The organism is Vibrio sp. MACH09 (assembly GCF_033238805.1).
Lineage (GTDB): Bacteria > Pseudomonadota > Gammaproteobacteria > Enterobacterales > Vibrionaceae > Vibrio.
The window spans coordinates 1,498,816-1,518,899 of the sequence record NZ_BSFZ01000002.1; the positions used below are offsets into that span (position 1 = coordinate 1,498,816).

A 20,084-nucleotide genomic window follows, 5' to 3' on the forward strand; every position below is an offset into this window, starting at 1 on the left:
CCCAATGATTGATACTGATAATTTTGCCGCCATCAACCCGGCAACCGAACGGCCTATTGAAGGTCTGTTTCCACAGCATTCTCAACAAGATGTTGACCTAGCAGCAACTGCCGCGAACGAAGTCGCACTGCAGTTTCGTCGCGCCTCTCCGCTCAAGCGAGGTCAACTGCTAAGAACAATTGCTGACTGCTTAGAGACTCAACGAGAGTCCATAGTAAATCGAGCACATCTGGAATCTGCTCTACCGCTCGCTAGACTCAACGGAGAACTAAGCCGTACCACAGGACAACTTAATCTCTTTGCCAGTGTTGTCGAGGGTGGATTATGGCAAAACGCCATTTTTGATACCGCCAATCCTGAACGAGCACCACTAGCAAAACCTGACATTCGTAGCCAAAATATCGCCATAGGGCCTGTTGCTGTTTTTGGTGCATCCAATTTCCCACTGGCTTTTTCAACCGCAGGTGGCGATACAGCTTCAGCACTCGCCGCAGGATGCCCAGTCATTGTGAAAGGCCACCCTGCCCATCCCGGAACCAGTGAAATCGTTGCAAAGTGTATTGCGAACGCACTCAAACAACTGGCTATGCCACAAGCGATATTTGCGTTACTTCAAGGCACCAGTCACGAGCTTGGCCAATCGCTGGTCACTCATCCATTAATTTCGGCTATTGGTTTTACTGGTTCGATTCATGGTGGCCGCGCACTTTTCGATCTGGCGAACCAAAGAACAAAACCAATCCCATTTTATGGTGAACTTGGAGCATCAAATCCTGTATTTATTTTGTCAAATCGCATGCGAAAAAATCCACAATCTTTAGCGGATGAATTTCTAACTTCAATGAGTATGGGCTGTGGTCAGTTCTGCACCAAGCCAGCGGTGCTGTTTGTTGCACAAGGAGCAGCAACAGAGCAATTTCTTTCCCATGTAAAACAGGGTATTCAAGCTCAACCAGAACAGACCATGCTCACTTCTGGCATCAAACAAAACTACATTCAGCAGTGTCAACAGCGTGCAGCTCAATCAGGCTTGGCACAAACCCGCTCCTCACAACACCATGACGTAGCCGCAATGGTATTTGAAACTAATGCCATTCAGTGGCGTGACAACCCTCAGTGGCAAGAAGAGATCTTTGGACCGCAGTCTACTATTGTTGTTTGTGAAGATGACCATGAAATGATAACGCTTAGCCAAGAGTTAGCCGGAAGCTTAACCGCAACGATTCAAGCAGAACAAGAAGATTATCCAGTTGCCGCCAAGTTAATACCACATTTAGAAGAAATCGCAGGAAGAGTGGTATTCAACGGCTGGCCTACAGGTGTAGAAGTCAGCTATGCGATGGTTCATGGAGGACCGTATCCTGCGTCTACCATGTCAGCCAGTACCTCTGTCGGTGCAGAGTCAATAAAACGTTGGTTACGCCCAGTTGCTTACCAATCTCTGCCTAATGAACTACTGCCTGATGCATTAAAGAATGAAAATGCGCTTAACGTTCGTCAGTCAGTAGATGGTTGTTAACTGTCTGTTGTTAACTGTCTATTTTTAACTCTCTGTTGTTAATTGCCAGTGAACTGCCACGACATGCGTACAAAATATGAGTAATGGCTTTTTCAGCCGATGGAAATCGAAGGGTTGGTTATAGTAACCATATGACCTAGCGCCCAAATTGCTGAGTTACTTATAGCATGAGGGTCGCAATCTATGGCTAAAATAGTATATTGAATACAATATTAAAAATTCCTATAGTTGGAGAGGTGGATGTCACAAAAGCCTGTGTTTAAAACTCGTACCCAATTAGTTGAAGAAGCCATTCGAAGTAAAATTCTTAAAGGTGAGCTTAAAACTGGTCAACCTTTAAGACAAGACGCCTTGGCAAAAGAGTTCAATGTAAGTCGTATTCCTGTGCGTGAAGCCTTAATGCAGCTTGAAGCACAAGGCTTAGTCAGTTTTGAGGCTCACAAAGGGGCTACCGTGACGGAACTGTCACCGGATAAGATCGACGAACTGTTTGAGTTACGAGCCGTTGTTGAATGCCATATTCTCGAACGTGCAATCCAGAACATGACGAGTGATGATCTCGAACGTGCCAACCAGATACGTCAGCACTTTGATGAACTGGTCAGCCGAGGTGATGAAGTCGAAGAGTGGAGCAACCATAACTATGAATTGCACAAAGCACTCTACTCGCCTGCGAATATGCCTGAAACTATGGATGTCATCTATAACTTAAATACCAAGTGTGACCGCTACATTCGCATGCAACTGCTGTTTACCGAAGGAACGGAAAAAGCAGATAAGGAGCATATGGCGCTACTAGAAATGTGTAGAAACCGCGATATTGAAGGAGCAAAATATGTGCTTAAAAAGCACATATTAGAAGCAGGTGCCGCCATACGTGATCTGCTAGTGGAACGGCAAAAATAGACCATATTTTGCGTGTTACTTCTGCTAGATAGCATCGGATAAAGTATAAAACCATAGGGCTCTGATACAGAGCCTTATTTGATTGCTCAAACATTTTGTATTGGTGGCGTTAGACCCATCAACGCAAACGAATTTTGTACTGTTCAGGCGTCTCTCCTGAGTACTTTTTAAACATAGCTATAAAAGGGCTAGCTTGCTGATAACCTAACGTGAGCGCCACCTCTTTAACCGACATACCTGATTTGAGTAGAGTCATCGAGTGCAAATATCTCGCTCTTATCCGCCACTCAGTAAAACTCATGGTCAATTCTTGCTGGCAATACCTAGCTAACGTTCTCTCTGTAGTGTGCACTTTCGCCGCCCACTCCTTTAAGCTAGTGTTGTCCGTCGGGTTCTCTTCTAATACCGACAAAATCGGTCGCAGTAATTTATGATCGCTACTCGGTAAAAAGTGTTGTTGCTGTTGACACAACGCAAGTTGATCAAGCAGGACGTTCGCTAAGCGTTGATCTGGTATCGATTTAGCCACCGTTATTTGTCGTTGTCGAAAGTCATCAATAATGGCCGAAACAATCGCTGAAATTGACAGTAAACAGGTATGCGTTGGCATATCGACAATCTTGCTTGGATCAATGTTCAAGGAACAGTAGATAAGAGGTCGCTTATTATAGTTACAATGAGCCACTCCCGGTGGTATCCAGATCGCTAAGTGGGGAGGCGCAATATAACGCGTCTCTTCTGCTTTAAGTTCAAGAGTTCCACCAGAAACAATCTGCAATTGACCCCAATGATGCGAATGCAACCGTGTTTCGGTATTTTCTCTAAATGCGTCAAAATTAAAAAACAGCTCTGATGGCGGTGAATCAATCGTTAACGAAGGATGTACAAACGGCGATGCTTTCATGGGCTCAAACACTATCATTGACGGATTAACACAATATATCTCAAATAAGATCATAGCGGCAATAGCTACTTGCTCTGCTCTGCTCTGCTCTGCTCATAAGGTTGACTCGAAATAGAGCGATCATTATCTTTTTTTACTTTTGTTGAAATTAAATCAGAGTTACTTTGTTCTTATCTGATACAAATACTTAAAATGGATAATTGATATGGCAGATCCTATTAAAATCACTCTCTATCGCTGGGCAGGAAGTTGGGGACCATTTAGCGTTAAAATCCCTTGTGGTGAATGTACCCTCACAAAAGATATTCTTACCGATACATTCGCCAATGAACTAAAAGACGTACCTGTGGAGTTAGAAGTGAAGGATTGGCTATCTCACTGGTGGGAGCCATTGAAGCTAGGCTCATGGCATGCTCCTATCTTAGTTGTAGAAGGTAAAGTAATAAGCCAAGGCGAAGCATTGAATCGTGGTGTGCTAGTGCAGTCCGTTATCAAAGAGTGGACCAATCGTGACCAGCTTAAAGGCAACATTGTCTTTGGTAAAGCGACATGCCCATACTGTGTCAAAGCAAAAGAGATGCTGGATAAGTCCGGGATTCCTTACCAATATTTCGATGTCGTCAAAGATAGTGCCGCACTTTATAGAATGATTCCTGAAGTGAAGGCCATTATTGGTGAGAAAACGCCGGTGACGGTTCCTCAAATATGGATGGAAGACAAGTATATCGGTGGTGCTGATAACTTAGAAAAATGGTTAAAAGACAATAATCTAGAAACGGTTCCTGATAACGTGATAGAAATAGAAGCAGACTCAGCTGCTAGTTAAAAAAAAGCCCCGATTAATCGGGGCTTTTTTTTTGATATTAGCTACTCAGATAACGGTTTAGCAGTGCTTTTCGACTATTCTGTTCCACTAAATCATTAAATACGATTATGCGTCTGTTGCTTTTCGTCTAAATATTCTTGCCAACAGCGATTTTTTCACTGCTTTCTTCTCTGTGCCGTACATTTGTTCATTTAACATAGCTTGTGCCGCTTTATAACCAATAAATGCCGTTGCGATATCGTGTCCCATGACCCAATCCTCTATAATTTTCACCGATCCAATAAATGTGATTTTAATCACATTTATTGTCAATATCAAGAGATAGATCACATTTATAACACAGGTTTTGCTGTTTTACTGAGCGGCGAAATCAACGGAAAAACAGTCACAATACAAACTAAATAGCGTACAATCTGACAAAGGTTATGCAACGGAGTTAATCATGGGTCAGACAGTTTCTTTGGTTTTAGGTAGTGGCGGAGCACGAGGTCTCGCTCATATTGGCGTGATTCAATGGTTAGAAGAAAATGGCTATCAAATAAAATCTATTTCTGGCTGCTCTGCCGGAGCCCTGATTGGTGGTATTTATGCAGTCGGAAAGCTGGATGAGTTTACGCACTGGATGTCGGCAATCGATAAGATTTCTATGGCGAGATTGCTGGATATTTCATGGCAATCCAGTGGGTTATTCAAGGGAGACAAGATCATTAATCAACTTGTTGAGCTAATTGGAGACACCAAGATTGAGCAGTTATCCATTCCATTTACTGCGGTAGCGGCAAACGTGGCAGATGAAAAAGAAGTTTGGCTAAACTCTGGAAGTCTGTTTGATGCTATTCGTGCTTCGATCTCTCTTCCGTTATTTTTTACCCCGTTTGAGATAAATGGAGAGCTGCTTGTGGATGGCGGAGTATTGAACCCTGTCCCAATTGCACCCACGTTTGGTGATAAAACCGATCTTACACTGGCAGTAAATTTAGGAGGTGAGTTAATGTCACATCCTTTAGAGCTCAAACAGAGCCACGATAATGTCGACTCTAGCTTTCAGCGCAAAATCTCCGGTTATCTTGATAAGATTCAAGATTCTCTGATGGAATCCACCAATATCAATCTCGATGCCTTTGATATCGCTAACCAAGCATTTGACGCAATGCAAAGCAGCATTGCCCGACAAAAACTGGCAGCTTATCCGCCGGATATGAGCATCAACATTCCACAAAATCTATGTGGAACCTTTGATTTTGATCTTTCTGAGCAGTTAGTTCAGTACGGATATAATGCAGCAAAAGAGGCGTTTGCCGTTAAAGCTCGTCAATAGTAATGGCTTTGTAAAATCAACGATAAAGCATTAGCTAACAGTAAACAAAAGGTCTACAAAGCTCGTAATAAGCCTAGATTGCATACTCAATCATGACTTGGGTGATAAGTTTTCATTCGCACTATTGCCCAAGTTTCTATCGCTAAAATCAACAGAAGCATTGAACGGATATGAGTGCTTTCGAGGATAACAATCACGGTAAAGCAGATAGACAACCAACTAAACAGCAATATGCGCTTTTTCTCCGCAAGTGTTAAACCAAGATCTTGCTTGATTCGCAGTACGGTATCCCCTAAATAGCGGTTGTTTTCCAGCCAAACCTGAAACCGCGGCGAAGAACGACCAAAGCAGTACATGGCTAATAAAATAAATGGCACCGTCGGTAGCAAAGGGAGAAAAACACCTAAAAACCCTAAGCCTGTCGCTAACCAACCAAGTGAAAATAGAAACCACTTTTTCACACATTCTACCCTTATCTATTTTATCGCTTCGTCACATTATTACGAATAGTTACTATTAGCAAGCACCGACGCTATAAGGATTAATTCCATTAAATTCATTTTGTTCTGTTAAACACACGATTTATTGCGCCAGTGCTCATAAAACGACGACGGCATGCTGATTACAATCTTTGTGAATTATTAATTAGGACAAAATGATGATAGTAACCAATGTGTCAGACCAACAATTAACGACTAAATCACGACTACACTGGCTGAGTTATTGGAGTCATTTCAATACGAGCGATTATTGTTATTGCGCAGAGGCTAACTGCACCAATAAGCATCAACATGGTGTTCTTGTTAGTCATAGAACAGCCACTGCCAACCGTTTATACGTAGTTCCATTATGTGAAGAACATAGCTATGGATATCAAAATCAAATTGAAATAGATGAACGCGTAGATATTGTTCCAGCTGAATTAAGTTTATAGGTCTTGTTGTAGGGACGAAATTGGAACAGAGCAATGAGGCCATTTTCATTGCTCTTTTTTTAAGACATTATGAACAACCACTAGCACCCTTGTTGATGACAGCTCTCTTTTTGTTATACCACTTTTTGCTTTCGCTATAGATTGGATTTTAAGGTGATTCACTATTTATAGAAAAAACGAGACCTTGACGTCATTTGGCTATACTGCTGCATAGGTTCAGTTGGGACAACAGCCATGTAGCCGCTAATAAATCGGCACTGCCACCAGGACTAAGATTTCTCTCAATTAAGCACTCATCAAACTCTTGTATATGTTGTTCAAACTCTGTAGCTGTACTCACCACTGTGTTGGCTAACTGTTTTGCGTAATGTTGGACATACTTTAGTCCTGCGATTCCACCTCTATTGATTAAGTTGGTATCACAGTTGTGCGCCATTAGCACCAGTAAAGCCTGTGACAGTGCTTGTTCTTCTGACTGACCACAAGCAATAGCCGACTGATAACAAGGCAACGAGTAATCAAAAATTGTCGGATAGCCTTGTGCCGCCTCTCCTCGAATACCGGTTAAGCCATATTTGGCATAGATCTTCTCGCCTGCACTCTCTGGTTTTCTCCTCGCCAAACTGAGCTCTTGTGTCACCAAGGTCGAGCACGCTTCAATAATCACTGTGCGAATATGTTTAGCGTTAAACGGTAGAGCATTGCGATATAGCCAACCCACTGCCCCACAAATTAATCCTAAGGTAAAAATCATTCCTTTATGCGTGTTAATGCCTTTGGTCGCCGTAAACATAGCTTTCTCAGCGGCCACTCCAACCACTCTTAAATCGCCTAGCAGTTCACTTGCCGAGAGTGCATGGTTGTTGAAACCCGTCACAACAAAAGATGTCATAAATGGGCGCAATACTTCCGCACTCGAAGTAAAGGTGTCAATGTCCATATCGGAATGTGCACCATTAGAGAGACAATCCACTAACCCTGCTTTGGGTGTCAAATGAGCTTCCAACATCATCGCGTGATAAGCCAAGTTACCACACAGTTCGCTAATGTTTATGGTGCGTTTACCATTTGATAAAGATGACTGAAAAATCTCATTTTCATTCAATAATAATTGGATAGGATTACGGACATTCATTATTTGTCTCACTGACTAGTTAGTTCGCATACTGCCTAGTTCACTTGCTATCTAGCTCGTTCACCATTTCACTCATTTTTTCAATTAGCTGTTGTAGTGAATGAGCTTGAGTTCTCGCGCAAACTTTTGCTTGTTCATCACATATTAAGCAACGACGACGAACAAGCTCAAAGTCATCACGGGACAATAGAACACCCTTAGAATCAATGACATCGAGATCAAATAATCGCCCCAGTGGATGTGTCTCTTCAATCGCTAACATTATTTTTTTCAAATACAGCGCTTCGATGTTCGCCATGCAAAACAGCATCTGGTAACCAGCATCGTTATCCGTCGCTTGAGCACGTTTTATCTCTATATCATGCAGCACACAAGCATCCTTGATTGCGTGGATACCGTGATCAAATGCCGTTTTCGCTATCTGATTTCGCTTTATTGGCCCAACCATATTGATGGTAAAACTCACTAAGGGAGCGGCAAGCTCTCTACTCCAAGCTCTCTGTTTTTCCGCTCTCTCCTCTCTGCTCGTTAATAACTGCTGTAACGATATTGTTGGGCCTGAATACACGCTTATTCCTTGATTTGTTTAATTAGGTCAATAACAGTGCCGTCTCGATAGCGAATACATGCAACAGTTCTATCTAAATACTCAATAGGTTCAGGTTTCCCTGTAAGCATCTCTGCTCTCTGCTGTAAGGCTTCGATGGTTGTCACTTTGATACCACACTGCTGCAATTTATCTTTGACATCCACTCTTTCCGGATTTACAGCGACACCATGGTCGGTAACCAATACATCAATTTGTGACCCAACCGTGACCACATTGAGCACCGAATTCACTACCGTAGGAATTCGACCTCGAACGAGGGGCGCAACAACAATAGTCAGCTTGGCTGACGCGGCAGTGTCACTATGACCTCCCGAAGCGCCACGAATGACACCGTCGGATCCCGTAATGACATTCACGTTAAATCGAGTATCAATTTCCAGTGCACTCAAAATAACCACATCTAATCGTTCTACAACCGCCCCTTTAGAGGATGGATTCGCGTATTGATTGGCCGAAATCTCAATATGGCTTGGGTTTCTCGCTAACGAATCTGCTGCGTCAGAGTCAAAAGACTGAACATCAAATAGCGTTTTGATCAGCCCTTTTTCATGCAAATCCACCATGGTAGAAGTTATTCCCCCCAATCCAAAACTGGCGGTAATGTTACTACGAAGCATTTTCTCTTCTAGAAAACGAGTTACTGCTAACGATGCTCCTCCTGATCCTGTCTGTAATGAGAATCCGTCTTCAAAATAACCTGAATGTTCGATAACATCAGCGGCCTTACGAGCAATAAGCAGCTCTCTAGGGTTGGTTGTCATTCTGGTGGCGTCACCGCCAATTTTCGACGGGTCACCCACTTCATCCACTTCAACAACCGCATCGACTTGGTCTTGCTGCAACGATGCAGGCATATTTGGAAATGGAACGATTTGGTCTGTTACTAAAATGACATAGTTGGCATTTTTGGCATCAATTTGTGCATAGCCCAATGAGCCACATCGAGCCTGTCCATTGATCCCATTGGCATTACCAAATTCATCTGCGGTAGACACACCAAGTATCGCCACATCTATCTTCAATTCACCACTATCAACTAAATGGACTCGTCCACCATGAGAGTGAATTTGAACCGGAGAGGTCAATAAACCGCGAGAAATTTCATCAGCAAGCTCACCACGAAGACCAGAGGTATAGATTTGGCTAACAACACCATTTTTAATATGCTCAACCATAGGTGCGTGCACATCGGTCAATGAGCTCGGAGCTATAGTTAAGTTTTTAAAACCCATTTCAGCGATTACGCTCATCGCCATGTTAATCACTCTATCGCCGCCACGATACGAGTGATGGAAAGAGACCGTATCTCCATCTTTTAGCCCAGATCGGCCAATAGCTTCACGTAAATTTTCTGCAATTTTTCTATCACTTACATGGCATTTATCGACAGACTGCGGTGTTAGTTCATGAGGCCCGATATAGGCTTTTAATTCAATTTGTTGCTGGCCAGATAACTCAATATCACGGCTAAGAGCATTTAGTTTTGTCATTCGATATCCCGCCTATTACTGCCTAATTCCAGATTCTGCACGTTGTAGTGTCCAGCGTGCTCTTTCAATGACCGGAGCATCCACCATTTTGCCATTAAGAGAAGCAACACCCATGCCTTGCGACTCAGCTTCTTCCGCAGCTTCAATGACGGCTATCGCGTGATCAACTTCTTTTTGTGTCGGAGCAAACAAGTTATGTATCAGTTCGATTTGCCGTGGGTTGATAAGTGATTTTCCATCAAACCCTAAGGATTTAATATGAGCCGCTTCTTTTAAGAAACCTTCTTCATTATTTGCATCTGAATAGACGGTATCAAACGCCATGATTCCAGCAGCACGAGCCGCTTGTAAAATAGTGCATCGGGCAAATAACAGCTCTGTACCTTCTGCGGTCCGCTGTGTTTTTAGATCACGAACATAATCTTCCGCCCCCAAAGCTATACCAATTAAGCGTTTAGAAGCCATTGCGATATCTACCGCATTATTGATACCTTGAGCGGATTCAATCGCAGCCAGCATCCCCGTGCTTCCTACTTTTCGTCCAAACTGCTTTTCAGCATCTGTGATGGCATTTTCCATATCAATAACATCTTGAACGGTATCGGTTTTAGCAAGGCGCACGACATTAACCCCGGCCTTAACTACCGCTTTAACATCATCGCGACCATATTTAGAATCAAGGCTATTGACGCGAACAACGGTTTCTATCTCTTTATATAGTGGATGTTGTAAAGCATTGAATACCAACATTCTTGCGGTATCTTTTTCCCGTATTGATACCGAATCCTCCAAATCAAACATAATGGCATCAGGGGTATAGATAAAACTATTGCTCAACATGGCGGCATTTGAACTAGGAACGAAAAGCATACTTCGTCGTAATTTACTCATGACAATACGCTCCATTCAATCTCTTCAGTTTCTGTCGCTCGCATCACTGCAGCCTGAACTCTAGCGCGTATGATGCAATCAAGCGCACCTTTATCATTAACGGTTACACAACCGGTCTCGACATGCATCTCAAACAAGGTGTCCTGAACAACTTTTAAGATGGCTTTTTTGAACTGTTTTTCGACAGAGCTGGTAATTTCGATTTCGAGTTCATTTGTTTCCGATGGAAAGACTTCCACTAACAAATCGCTTGATTCTAATGTCCCAGCGTAAGATCGCTGACTGATAAGCATGTTAGCTCCTTATAGGTATAAATTTCATGAATCATTAAGAATTGGACGGTATTATTAACCTGTATTTTGCCATTTTACTAAATTGATGAATGAAATTTAATGACCTTGTTCATACTTCAAAGGAGATTAGAAAAAATTGTAGCGGCATTAACCAACGACTTAAGCAGCGTGCTTGAAGAAATCGTACTTACAAGTGAGATACTATTTTGAATCACATTCGAGATGACACCTCGAACTCACTACACAAAGTGGCTTAGAGGCTTAGAGGCTTAGAGGCTTAGAGGCTTAGAAATAATTGTATGTTAACTAAGCTATCAATTCGGTTGCTAATCATCACCAAAATAAATTTCAGCTGAGAATATATAGAATCAAAAAAAAACTCTATCAATAGGACTATTGATAGAGCGACTTAACATAGCCGAAAACATCACTTTGACTAAATCGTTTATACTCACATAGCTTAATGGTTTAAAGAGCAGAATCTTTAACCTCATCAACATGCAGAAATTTATTCAGGAACACATTGCCACATGAAAGAATAAAAAGCTTATTATTAGCAACCACATCTTTGTATGCTAACGATACTTGGTAGCTATCCACTTTTTTAACGTGACTTTCAAATCCAATCTTTTTCAAAAATTTAATAACATGCGATGTTCTACTTGTCGCCGTATAAATAATCGAGGATACCTGACGAGAAGCTACTTTCGACAACAGTAGATTTAATATTCTCAACATAATCTCTTTATTACTGCAAAATATAGACTTTATTACTAAAACTTTATTATCTGACAAATCACCCTGCTGTTTAATAGAAAATATAATCTGCCCTATTGTTACACCATGAGCATCACTGAAAATATAACTGAATTCATTGCAATCATTTGCGGTAATCTCCCTAAAATATATGTCTCCGTTTGTTTTAACTTCGTCAGCAAAATCCCAACATGTGGCTGGTACATACTTATCAACAATTTGTTTTTTAGTGGTCGCTTTCTCTAAATTTAACGCTTGCTCATCCACCAGATCAATCATCTCAATACCCAGTCGTCTTAACAAGTCAACCTGTCTTCGATGACAAGGAGAAATAGTATTATTTTCCCATCGACAAACTGAAACCGTATCGGCATTGCTGCCATGTTCTGACGATAAATCTAGTATCGATATCATCTCACTTCGGTTAATACCTAGCTCATGTCTCGCCTTTTTTAGTATGTATCCAAAATTTATAACCATAACACCGTAATCAAAACTTATGCAAAGTGGTGATATTTTCAGTCAATCAAGTTATTAAATATATAAGTCTAAGGCCACTAAAACATAAGAAATTTCTTAAATATACAAAACCTTGCCGTACGCAAGCACACACCGTTTAGCAATTTTCATGAATAGCTCCTTCATGAATTAACTTTAGCGTACAGTTAAATAGCTCTTGATTAAATACTACATCATAATATGACAGTGAAATTGAAGGGGTTGCTACATTGTGCATTGCGGATTTAAAACCAAGTGATTTCAAGAATCGAAATTCTGCCGATTTTTTGTTTCCACTAACAAATTCTACCGATTTCACCGAACCGGTCAAAATGCATCTAGATATCAAACCTAACATATGAATTGCAATCTCTTCTCCCAGGCAAAAAATATATTTTATAATTAGCTTTTTCTCGCTATTAATTTCGGTTACATCTTGAATCTGTAAATTATCTCGACGCCCAACCTTATCAATCAATTTATAATTCACATGTCCAACGGGAACACCTAAAGGATCTGAATATAACAAACAATATTCCGTGTCATCTTCAGACATTTTCAGTTTTATCTTTTGGTAGTTAATGTCACAAACTTTAACTGAATAAGATGTTTCCCACGCATAGGCTTTTTTTATCTTAGGGAAATCACATTCACCCTTAATCACATCTCGGTGGTGATTTATGAAGTCAAAATAGCAGTATCCAAGCGCCGAAAAAACGTCAACTTGTCGTTTATGGCTTGGCATAACAACACCATTTTCCCAACGACTGATAGTCACTACATCAACACCTGACAGCTTTTGATCCTTTGTCGTGAGTATACCGACTAACTCACTCTGACTTATCGATCTTGAAGCTCGATATATCTTTAACGCTAAGCCGAAATCTACCATTTTTTCATAACCAATAGAGATACTGATAATGGTAATTTTACGGACTAAGCACTCAGGTTATATAGCATTTCAAAATCAAAATTTCACTGTTAATGCTATATAAAATGCATAGGTAGTTTTCAGACCTAACGTATACTGAAATACAGAGGTCATCCGTTTCGCGCCAGCTAACCGGCTCAATGCTGATAATTCTTATCAACAACTATGTTGATGACATTCCAGCATGCACTAATTAATGTTAATATTCCGCCATCAAACGCTACGATGGCCTTAGAGCAATGATTGCGCAAACTACATCTATGTTTATCCTTCTTCTTTGCGAAACCATCTTATTCCCCATCAGCGAAACAAATATATAAAGGCAAAATTTTTAATGGTTAACAACAAAATCCAATGGTTTCCGGGACATATGCATAAAGCACGAAAGGAAATTGAAGAAGTTGTCCCTCAAATAGATGTCATCATCGAGGTCCTTGATGCAAGAATTCCATTTAGTAGTGAAAACCCTTTAATCTCTACTCTTCGTGGTGACAAACCTTGCGTTAAAGTACTGAATAAAAGAGACCTTGCCGATCCAGAATTGACCCAATTGTGGATCGACCATTTTGAAAAAGAAAACCAAGTGAAGGCGATGGCCATTACGACGGCTAACCCTCAGGAAGTGCATAAAATTATGGAGCTTTGCCGGAAACTAGCTCCCCACCGAGAAGAGTTAGGCAAAAACATCCGAACCATGATTATGGGCATTCCGAATGTCGGTAAATCGACCATAATTAATACATTAGCAGGTCGAACCATCGCTCAAACAGGCAATCAGCCAGCGGTGACTCGTCGTCAACAACGAATCAATTTACAAAACGGTATTGTTCTTTCAGATACACCGGGAATATTGTGGCCCAAAGTAGAAAATCCACACAGCGGCTTTCGTTTGGCTGCCACAGGCGCGATTAAAGATACTGCGATGGAGTATGATGAGGTTGCATTTTATACTGTTGAATATTTGGCCTCTCACTATCCTGAGCGGCTAAAAGATCGTTACAAGCTGGAAGATTTACCGACCACAGAGCTGGAATTAATGGAAGCCATTGGTCGCCAGAGAGGCTGTTTACGTGCAGGAGGAAGAGTCGATCTTCATAAAGCTTCAGAAATATTGCTTCATGAACTGCGCGATGGGACATTAGGGAATATCACTCTAGAGCTACCAGAGATGATCACGAAAGAGCTAGTGGAAGTCGAAATAGACAACGCTCAAAAAGAAGAGTTAAAAGCGAAGAAGAAATTGGAACGTCGCAGGCGCTATCTGAGAAACAAGCGTTAGATAACCTTACAAGGAAATGCCATTCCTTCGCTTATCTTTCTTGAACTGACCCTGTTAATGCAGCTCTTAACCCTGCACCTTGAGGTCACTTGAGTAATGAATATAAGAGTCAGTCGCTATATCGGCTGACTCTTTTTTCTCTCAATGTTTTAAAGCATCATTCATCACCCTATTGACAGCAATGGTACCATCGCGCCTGACAGCATAAAAAATAACACCAACCAGACTATCGGCAGCTTTAACTGTTTAAGAAGATATGCGCCCGCCAGTATCAAAGCAAAATCAACCGAGGAGACAACTGCACTCACAAATACAGGTTGATAAAGTGCCGCCAACAACAAACCGACCACCGCTGCATTAACCCCACGTAATGCCCCAGCTACATATTGATTGGACGCCAAACTTTGCCAGTTTTTTAATACGCTTAGCAACAATAGAAATCCCGGTAAGAATACCGCTAAGGTCGCCATTAACGCCCCTAATACCGGAGATTGAGGCCATAGTTCGTACCCCAAATATGTCGCAAAAGTAAACATTGGCCCCGGCACCGCTTGCGCCGCAGCATAACCGGTTAAAAACAGATCTTGGCTTAACTGATCACCTACCATGCTCTCTAGCAATGGCAGAACAACATGACCACCACCAAACACCAAACTCCCTGCGGTGAAAAAATCACTGACCATTTTCACTAGTGGTGTGCTACTTGCCACAAGGGGTAAACCAAATAGCAGAATGACAAAAAGGATTAAAGGTAGAAAGTTTGGCTTAAACGCTTTTTCATTGCTACTCATTGGTTGTGACTTTAAATATTTCAATCCAACAACGCTAGCAAATAGCAGTACCGCAACTTGACTAGCCACTCCTGAAAAAACGAGAAGTATCGTGGCGGTAAATAGGCAAAGGAAAACTGTTAACTTACTTTGACAGAAGTTTTTGTACATTCCCCACGTTGCATCGGCAACCACAACGACGGCAAGCAGCTTAAGGCCGTGAATAACACTTTGAAATAACGTTGAGTCCGTTAAGCTATGGCTAAGAAAAACCAGCAACAACATAAACACAACAGACGGAAGGGTAAACCCTAAAAAGGCCATCACGCCGCCCCAAACGCCACCTTTTTTATAACCTAGTGCAAAACCAACTTGGCTTGATCCTGGCCCCGGTAAAAACTGACTCAATGCGACCAACAGACCATATTCATTCTCGTCTAACCATTTTCGCTTTTCTACAAATGCTTGACGAAAGTAACCAATATGAGCGGCGGGGCCCCCAAAACTAATACACCCCAACGCGAAAAATACTTTAAAAATTGCCAACATATTTTGTTTATTCCTAGTTAATGCTGTTAACAACAATGTAAAAAAAAGCTTATAATTAATCCAATTAATAATACTAATTCAAACTATTAATAAAATAGGATTAAAAAGTGACAAACAGAACTAGCTGGAAAAACATTGACCTCAACCTACTGGTAACCTTCAATTATCTTTACCGTTATCAAAGCGTGACTGTTGCAGCAGAGAAAAGTTTTGTCAGCCAATCCGCCATGAGCCATAGTTTAGCAAGATTAAGACAGCTATTCGGTGATGTGCTGTTTGAGCGAAAAAATCACAAAATGGTAGCAACAGATTACGCTCATGTCATAGCACCTAAAATCGAACGATTACTTGAACAAGTTCAGCATGACTTACTGGTCAAAGAGCCATTTCAAGCCAATCGATATCAGGGCGTCTGCAAAATAGGCCTCACCGACTACGCGGAGTATATTTTTGGCCCAAGCCTTTACGACGCGATTTTACATAGCGCACCCGACGCTCAAGTAAGTTTCGTCAATGTAAACCGACAAAACTACGTCGCGATTGCCGAGCAGGAAAAATTAGATATTGTACTTGGCAGTATTGATGTTCCTGACAACGATTTTACCAGCCAGTTTTTATATACCGAAAAACATGTTTGTTTAGCAAACCGAACACTGCTCGCGGGCAGAAACGAGTTATCCCTTGATGAGTTTGTCAATATCGAGCAAGCGATGGTCAGCCCAGATGGTCACTTCACCACTCAAGTGGATAAACAACTGCAAACTCTGGGGCTTAAGAGACGTGTGACCATTGCATCTCGAAATTTCTTAACCATTAGAAAACTGATTGAAACGAGAGATTTGATCGCCATTGTTCCTGAGAAAATGGCACTGGCCTCAGGACTGGGAGAACAACTTGTGGTAATGGAGCCGCCTATTCCAGTAGCAGACTTCAACATCTATCTACTCTGTTATAAACGCAAATCAAACGATGAGAAAATTCGCTGGCTTCAATCGATCATTAGCCAGCAAATAAGCTAATTTTAACTCTTCAGCAAGCTAACTCGCCTAATCCATTTTGGCGATATTTAGTAACAACGACTCCAAATCGTCCCATGGCATCAACTGGCTGTCTATAACCTCAATGCGAGATTCAAATCCGCTCAAACTGAGTTCATTTACAGAGACCACACCATTCGCGACATTAAATGCGTAACAGCCTTGATCTGTGTTAACAACCGCTTTTACCCGCTCAGCGGTTAACTCACTAAACATAGAAAACAGCAGATCAAAGTTAAAGCTGATTTCCGCGCCAAACAGCCAACCGCAGCTGTAGTACCCATGCCCTTGGTTCTCTTTACGCGCAAAGCTCTGTTCTGGAGGTAGCTCAAATTGAGGCTCCATTGCAGCATGTTCATGATGATGAGCGGCAATACTGCTAGACGATGACTCTGCTGTTCTATCGATATTTAGCAGCTCAGGTTCAAACTCTCCCTTTTCTACAAGGTGACTTGCCAGCTTGCTCGGGGTTTGCACCTCTATCCAGTGCTGAAAACATTGGATATCTTGCTCTGAACACTGATCAACCTTGTTGCCAATAATGATTTCTGCACACTCGAGTTGATCATTAAAGTTTTGGTTTTCTAAATGCTTTTTATCGGATAAGTTACGGGGGTCGACAAGCGCAATCGTCGCCTTTAAATCGACATAATCTGCATATTGTGGCGACGTTAACGTCGCAATCACTTGCTTAGGGTGCCCCAATCCAGTCGGCTCGATCAGCAAACGATCTGGTTTTTGTCTAAGTAACGCGTTTATTCCTACCGACATAGGTACACCAGCAGTGCAACACATGCATCCACCCGGCACTTCTTTAATCAGTGCCCCTTGATCAGTCAACATTGCGCCATCTATACCAATTTCACCAAACTCATTCACCAACACAGCCCATGACTCATCGGTCGGCTTGTTCTTTAATAAATTAAGTATGGTTGTGGTTTTCCCTACGCCAAGAAAACCCGTAATAATGGTGGTTGGTACTTTATGCATGAAGTGAACTTACTTATAAAACAAAAAAAGCAGTATAGGGGATTTTTACAACGCTGAAAATGCAAAAAGGCGTACAATATAAAAGTACGCCTTAAACACCTCGTTACTCAATCGTGAGTATGCGGAATGGGATAACAACAGTATGTTTCCCAAAGAAATACGAGGAACATGAATTGATATTTAATCCAATCAAATTGTATGTAAGACTCCAATGTCCTCCGTGTTATAGGGTTTCTCTTGCCTTACAAATTAAGTGTGGTTCAAATTGTAGGAAACGCAAATGATAGAGGGGATATAATCGATTTTTGTGACTTTAGTTTACATTTTTAAAATTTAGATATCTCTTATGAGAACTCTCGTTTGTGTTAGTATATGCACTCTAATCTCTTGCTCTATTCGAGACGCGACTAAAACGCAAAATATCCACGCTATTTTGCAAGTGCAGTTAGTCCAAAAGAAAACATAGAGTTGGTCCAATCATCATAAATACAGACGACACAGGGAGTGTTACTTTATATCATGGCAAAATTATCCAGACCTGCCCGTATTCCTAATTTTTTCTCTTCTCAGTCTGATTATTTTGTCGTTGTACTACTTTCAGGAATTGTCGGTATCATTGCCGGCGGCGTCGTTTCATACTTTAATATCATAATTAATTGGATCCTCGATTACCGAACCGCTTTTATCGATTACCAATCCCCTGATGAGTTTCTAATTCAAGCATCACTGATTGTATTTAGCGGCGCAGTAATGGCCGGTTTAGGGTTCTGGCTAACATTTCGTTTTGCACCTGAGGCTGAAGGCAGTGGCATTCCACATATTGAAGGTGCCTTGGTCGGCGAACATGATATTCGTTGGCGACGAATAATACCGATTAAATTTGTCTCAGCGATTCTAACCATCGGCTCAGGTATGATTCTTGGTCGTGGTGGACCTTCTATTCAGTTAGGAGGCGCAATTGGACGAATGGTTGCAGGCAGGTCCAACAAATATGAGCATGCTCAACATATACTCATTGCCGCAGGATCCGCTGCTGGCATTGCCGCCGCTTTTAATACTCCACTCGCCGCTATTCTATTTGTTAATGAGGAGATGAGACGACAGTTTAGTTACAATTTCACCTCGGTAAAATGCGTGACACTAGCGGTCATTGCCGCCACCGTAGTGATGGAATACTTAAACGGACAAAACGCGGTATTGCAAATTCCACATTTTGAAACGCCACCACTATCATCGCTGCTCTCGTTTGCTTTTTTAGGAATGGTTTTTGGTGTTGTTGGCGTCTATTTCAATCGATGGATTCTCGCCACCACCAGTTGGTTTAAAAATTACCACAAAACCAATATCACCAAGCTGGTCATCACAGGAGCCAGCTTAGGGGCGCTATTTTCATTCTTACATGTCAGCTTCCCTATTTTTTCTGGCGGCAGTTTTCCAGCAATTGCCGACATTTTCATCACTCCCGCCCCTTGGTTAGTGATGGCTGCCATATTTGCACTGCGGATGTTTGGCACCATTGTCTGTTTTGGATCAGGCGCCCCCGGCGGGATCTTCGCCCCTATTTTAACCTTGGGGACATTTCTCGGTTTAACCTACGGTGTTTTAATCGAAGATATCGCTTCACACATTCCAATTGAACCCGGTATGTATGCTGTGGCGGGAATGGGGGCATTAATCGCTGCCAGCCTACGTACTCCACTGACTGGCGTCGTCTTGATCGTCGAAATATCCAATAATTATCAACTCATACTGCCGACAATGGTCACTTGCCTTGGTGCAACGTTTATCGCCCAAGCCATAGGTGGAAAACCTTTATACGCCTCACTATTAGAGTTAAAACAGAAAGATTGGAAACTGTAGATTATTTCAGCTTGGTGGCTAGCTAACACTGGCGGTTAGGGGCAAACATATCCTGCTCTAACAGCAGTAATTTACGTTTAGTTTCAAGCCCACCAGCATAGCCAACGAGCTTGCCATTGCTGCCAATAATGCGATGACAAGGCACAATAATTGATATCGCATTTGCGCCGTTGGCATTCGCGACCGCACGCACAGCACTTTTATTTTCTATCTTCTCAGCAAGATTTAAGTACGTGGCGGTTTCTCCGAAAGGAATGCTCATTAATGCATGCCACACTGTCTTCTGAAACTCTGTACCAACAAGTAATAACGGCAAGTCAAACGACACTCTTTCAGAATGAAAATACTGCTGGAATTGAAGGCGAGTCTGCTTTAACAGATCGTTATCTCTCTCCACATAATGGCTATTAAGTCGGGACTGAATTCTCTTATCTAGCGATTCTCGCATTTTTCTGTAACGCCAATCGCATAAACACAATTTGTTTTCGAAACTGCCCAGTATCAACTCACCATAAGGGGTTTTAAAATATTGAATTTCTATCATTGTGACGCACTCTAGTTCAGCTTAAGCCAGTTAGAATACTAAAC

Annotated in this window: 21 protein-coding genes; 8 read left to right on the forward strand and 13 right to left on the reverse strand. The window is 41.8% G+C overall.

The genetic code is table 11. The features are described 5' to 3' along the window. Positions 1 to 4: 4 nt before the first annotated feature. Positions 5 to 1,519 carry an aldehyde dehydrogenase (NADP(+)) gene (locus tag CHJ_RS22005; RefSeq protein WP_317919044.1) on the forward strand — a complete coding sequence of 505 codons (1,515 nt, stop codon included), beginning with the start codon at positions 5 to 7 and terminating at the stop codon, positions 1,517 to 1,519. Positions 1,520 to 1,759: 240 nt separating this feature from the next. Next, complete coding sequence (locus CHJ_RS22010; RefSeq protein WP_317919045.1) at positions 1,760 to 2,425, forward strand: GntR family transcriptional regulator; 666 nt, start codon at positions 1,760 to 1,762, stop codon at positions 2,423 to 2,425. Positions 2,426 to 2,543: 118 nt separating this feature from the next. On the opposite strand, the gene CHJ_RS22015 is transcribed toward CHJ_RS22010, so the two are convergent. Then, positions 2,544 to 3,329 carry a helix-turn-helix transcriptional regulator gene (locus CHJ_RS22015; RefSeq protein ID WP_317919046.1) on the reverse strand — a complete coding sequence of 262 codons (786 nt, stop codon included), beginning with the start codon at positions 3,327 to 3,329 and terminating at the stop codon, positions 2,544 to 2,546. A gap of 205 nt (positions 3,330 to 3,534) precedes the next feature. On the opposite strand from CHJ_RS22015, the gene CHJ_RS22020 reads away from it, so the two are divergent. Beyond that, entirely contained in the window at positions 3,535 to 4,155 is a 621-nt protein-coding gene (locus CHJ_RS22020; RefSeq protein ID WP_317919047.1) for a glutaredoxin, read from the forward strand. 105 nt (positions 4,156 to 4,260) lie between these two features. Here CHJ_RS22020 and CHJ_RS22025 read toward each other — a convergent pair whose 3' ends face one another. Next, positions 4,261 to 4,404 carry a hypothetical protein gene (locus tag CHJ_RS22025; protein WP_317919048.1) on the reverse strand — a complete coding sequence of 48 codons (144 nt, stop codon included), beginning with the start codon at positions 4,402 to 4,404 and terminating at the stop codon, positions 4,261 to 4,263. Between the two features lie 193 nt (positions 4,405 to 4,597). On the opposite strand from CHJ_RS22025, the gene CHJ_RS22030 reads away from it, so the two are divergent. Continuing rightward, a complete protein-coding gene (locus tag CHJ_RS22030; RefSeq protein ID WP_317919049.1) occupies positions 4,598 to 5,473 on the forward strand; it encodes a patatin-like phospholipase family protein in 876 nt (291 codons plus the stop codon). An 86-nt stretch (positions 5,474 to 5,559) separates the two neighbouring features. Here the strand turns inward: CHJ_RS22030 and CHJ_RS22035 are convergent, their stop codons facing one another. Further along, positions 5,560 to 5,934: a YbaN family protein gene (locus CHJ_RS22035; RefSeq protein ID WP_317919050.1), complete on the reverse strand. Its 375-nt coding sequence runs from the start codon at positions 5,932 to 5,934 to the stop codon at positions 5,560 to 5,562. A gap of 194 nt (positions 5,935 to 6,128) precedes the next feature. Between CHJ_RS22035 and CHJ_RS22040 the strand changes: the two genes are divergently transcribed. Further along, a complete protein-coding gene (locus CHJ_RS22040; protein WP_317919051.1) occupies positions 6,129 to 6,407 on the forward strand; it encodes a hypothetical protein in 279 nt (92 codons plus the stop codon). A gap of 190 nt (positions 6,408 to 6,597) precedes the next feature. Here CHJ_RS22040 and citG read toward each other — a convergent pair whose 3' ends face one another. The 7 genes from citG to CHJ_RS22075 all read right to left on the reverse strand — a co-directional run bounded on the left by citG (position 6,598) and on the right by CHJ_RS22075 (position 12,858). Continuing rightward, on the reverse strand, positions 6,598 to 7,542 hold the full coding sequence (gene citG, locus CHJ_RS22045) for a triphosphoribosyl-dephospho-CoA synthase CitG (RefSeq protein ID WP_317919052.1): 945 nt from the start codon (positions 7,540 to 7,542) through the stop codon (positions 6,598 to 6,600). A 40-nt stretch (positions 7,543 to 7,582) separates the two neighbouring features. Then, entirely contained in the window at positions 7,583 to 8,110 is a 528-nt protein-coding gene (gene citX / locus CHJ_RS22050; protein WP_317919053.1) for a citrate lyase holo-[acyl-carrier protein] synthase, read from the reverse strand. A 2-nt stretch (positions 8,111 to 8,112) separates the two neighbouring features. Continuing rightward, the gene (citF, locus tag CHJ_RS22055; RefSeq protein ID WP_171752574.1) at positions 8,113 to 9,642 is read right to left on the reverse strand and encodes a citrate lyase subunit alpha; all 1,530 of its coding nucleotides are present in this window, start codon (positions 9,640 to 9,642) and stop codon (positions 8,113 to 8,115) included. A gap of 15 nt (positions 9,643 to 9,657) precedes the next feature. After that, positions 9,658 to 10,533, reverse strand: coding sequence for a citrate (pro-3S)-lyase subunit beta (gene citE / locus CHJ_RS22060; protein WP_171752575.1), 876 nt, complete (start codon positions 10,531 to 10,533; stop codon positions 9,658 to 9,660). Next, positions 10,530 to 10,826 carry a citrate lyase acyl carrier protein gene (gene citD, locus CHJ_RS22065; protein WP_317919054.1) on the reverse strand — a complete coding sequence of 99 codons (297 nt, stop codon included), beginning with the start codon at positions 10,824 to 10,826 and terminating at the stop codon, positions 10,530 to 10,532. Before citD ends, citE begins: the two co-directional genes overlap by 4 nt. Before the next feature lie 468 nt (positions 10,827 to 11,294). Beyond that, positions 11,295 to 11,996, reverse strand: coding sequence for a hypothetical protein (locus CHJ_RS22070; protein WP_317919055.1), 702 nt, complete (start codon positions 11,994 to 11,996; stop codon positions 11,295 to 11,297). Positions 11,997 to 12,198: 202 nt separating this feature from the next. Further along, a complete protein-coding gene (locus CHJ_RS22075; RefSeq protein ID WP_317919056.1) occupies positions 12,199 to 12,858 on the reverse strand; it encodes a hypothetical protein in 660 nt (219 codons plus the stop codon). Between the two features lie 487 nt (positions 12,859 to 13,345). On the opposite strand from CHJ_RS22075, the gene ylqF reads away from it, so the two are divergent. Beyond that, positions 13,346 to 14,290 carry a ribosome biogenesis GTPase YlqF gene (ylqF, locus tag CHJ_RS22080; RefSeq protein WP_317919057.1) on the forward strand — a complete coding sequence of 315 codons (945 nt, stop codon included), beginning with the start codon at positions 13,346 to 13,348 and terminating at the stop codon, positions 14,288 to 14,290. 164 nt (positions 14,291 to 14,454) lie between these two features. Here ylqF and chrA read toward each other — a convergent pair whose 3' ends face one another. Further along, positions 14,455 to 15,609: a chromate efflux transporter gene (gene chrA / locus CHJ_RS22085; protein ID WP_317919058.1), complete on the reverse strand. Its 1,155-nt coding sequence runs from the start codon at positions 15,607 to 15,609 to the stop codon at positions 14,455 to 14,457. 107 nt (positions 15,610 to 15,716) lie between these two features. On the opposite strand from chrA, the gene CHJ_RS22090 reads away from it, so the two are divergent. Next, positions 15,717 to 16,628: a LysR family transcriptional regulator gene (locus CHJ_RS22090; RefSeq protein ID WP_317919059.1), complete on the forward strand. Its 912-nt coding sequence runs from the start codon at positions 15,717 to 15,719 to the stop codon at positions 16,626 to 16,628. A gap of 27 nt (positions 16,629 to 16,655) precedes the next feature. Here CHJ_RS22090 and CHJ_RS22095 read toward each other — a convergent pair whose 3' ends face one another. Next, positions 16,656 to 17,636 carry a CobW family GTP-binding protein gene (locus tag CHJ_RS22095; protein WP_317919060.1) on the reverse strand — a complete coding sequence of 327 codons (981 nt, stop codon included), beginning with the start codon at positions 17,634 to 17,636 and terminating at the stop codon, positions 16,656 to 16,658. A 519-nt stretch (positions 17,637 to 18,155) separates the two neighbouring features. Here CHJ_RS22095 and clcA point away from each other — a divergent pair. Next, complete coding sequence (clcA, locus tag CHJ_RS22100; RefSeq protein WP_317919061.1) at positions 18,156 to 19,496, forward strand: H(+)/Cl(-) exchange transporter ClcA; 1,341 nt, start codon at positions 18,156 to 18,158, stop codon at positions 19,494 to 19,496. A 22-nt stretch (positions 19,497 to 19,518) separates the two neighbouring features. Here the strand turns inward: clcA and CHJ_RS22105 are convergent, their stop codons facing one another. Beyond that, complete coding sequence (locus CHJ_RS22105; protein WP_317919062.1) at positions 19,519 to 20,040, reverse strand: methylated-DNA--[protein]-cysteine S-methyltransferase; 522 nt, start codon at positions 20,038 to 20,040, stop codon at positions 19,519 to 19,521. Positions 20,041 to 20,084: the final 44 nt, after the last annotated feature.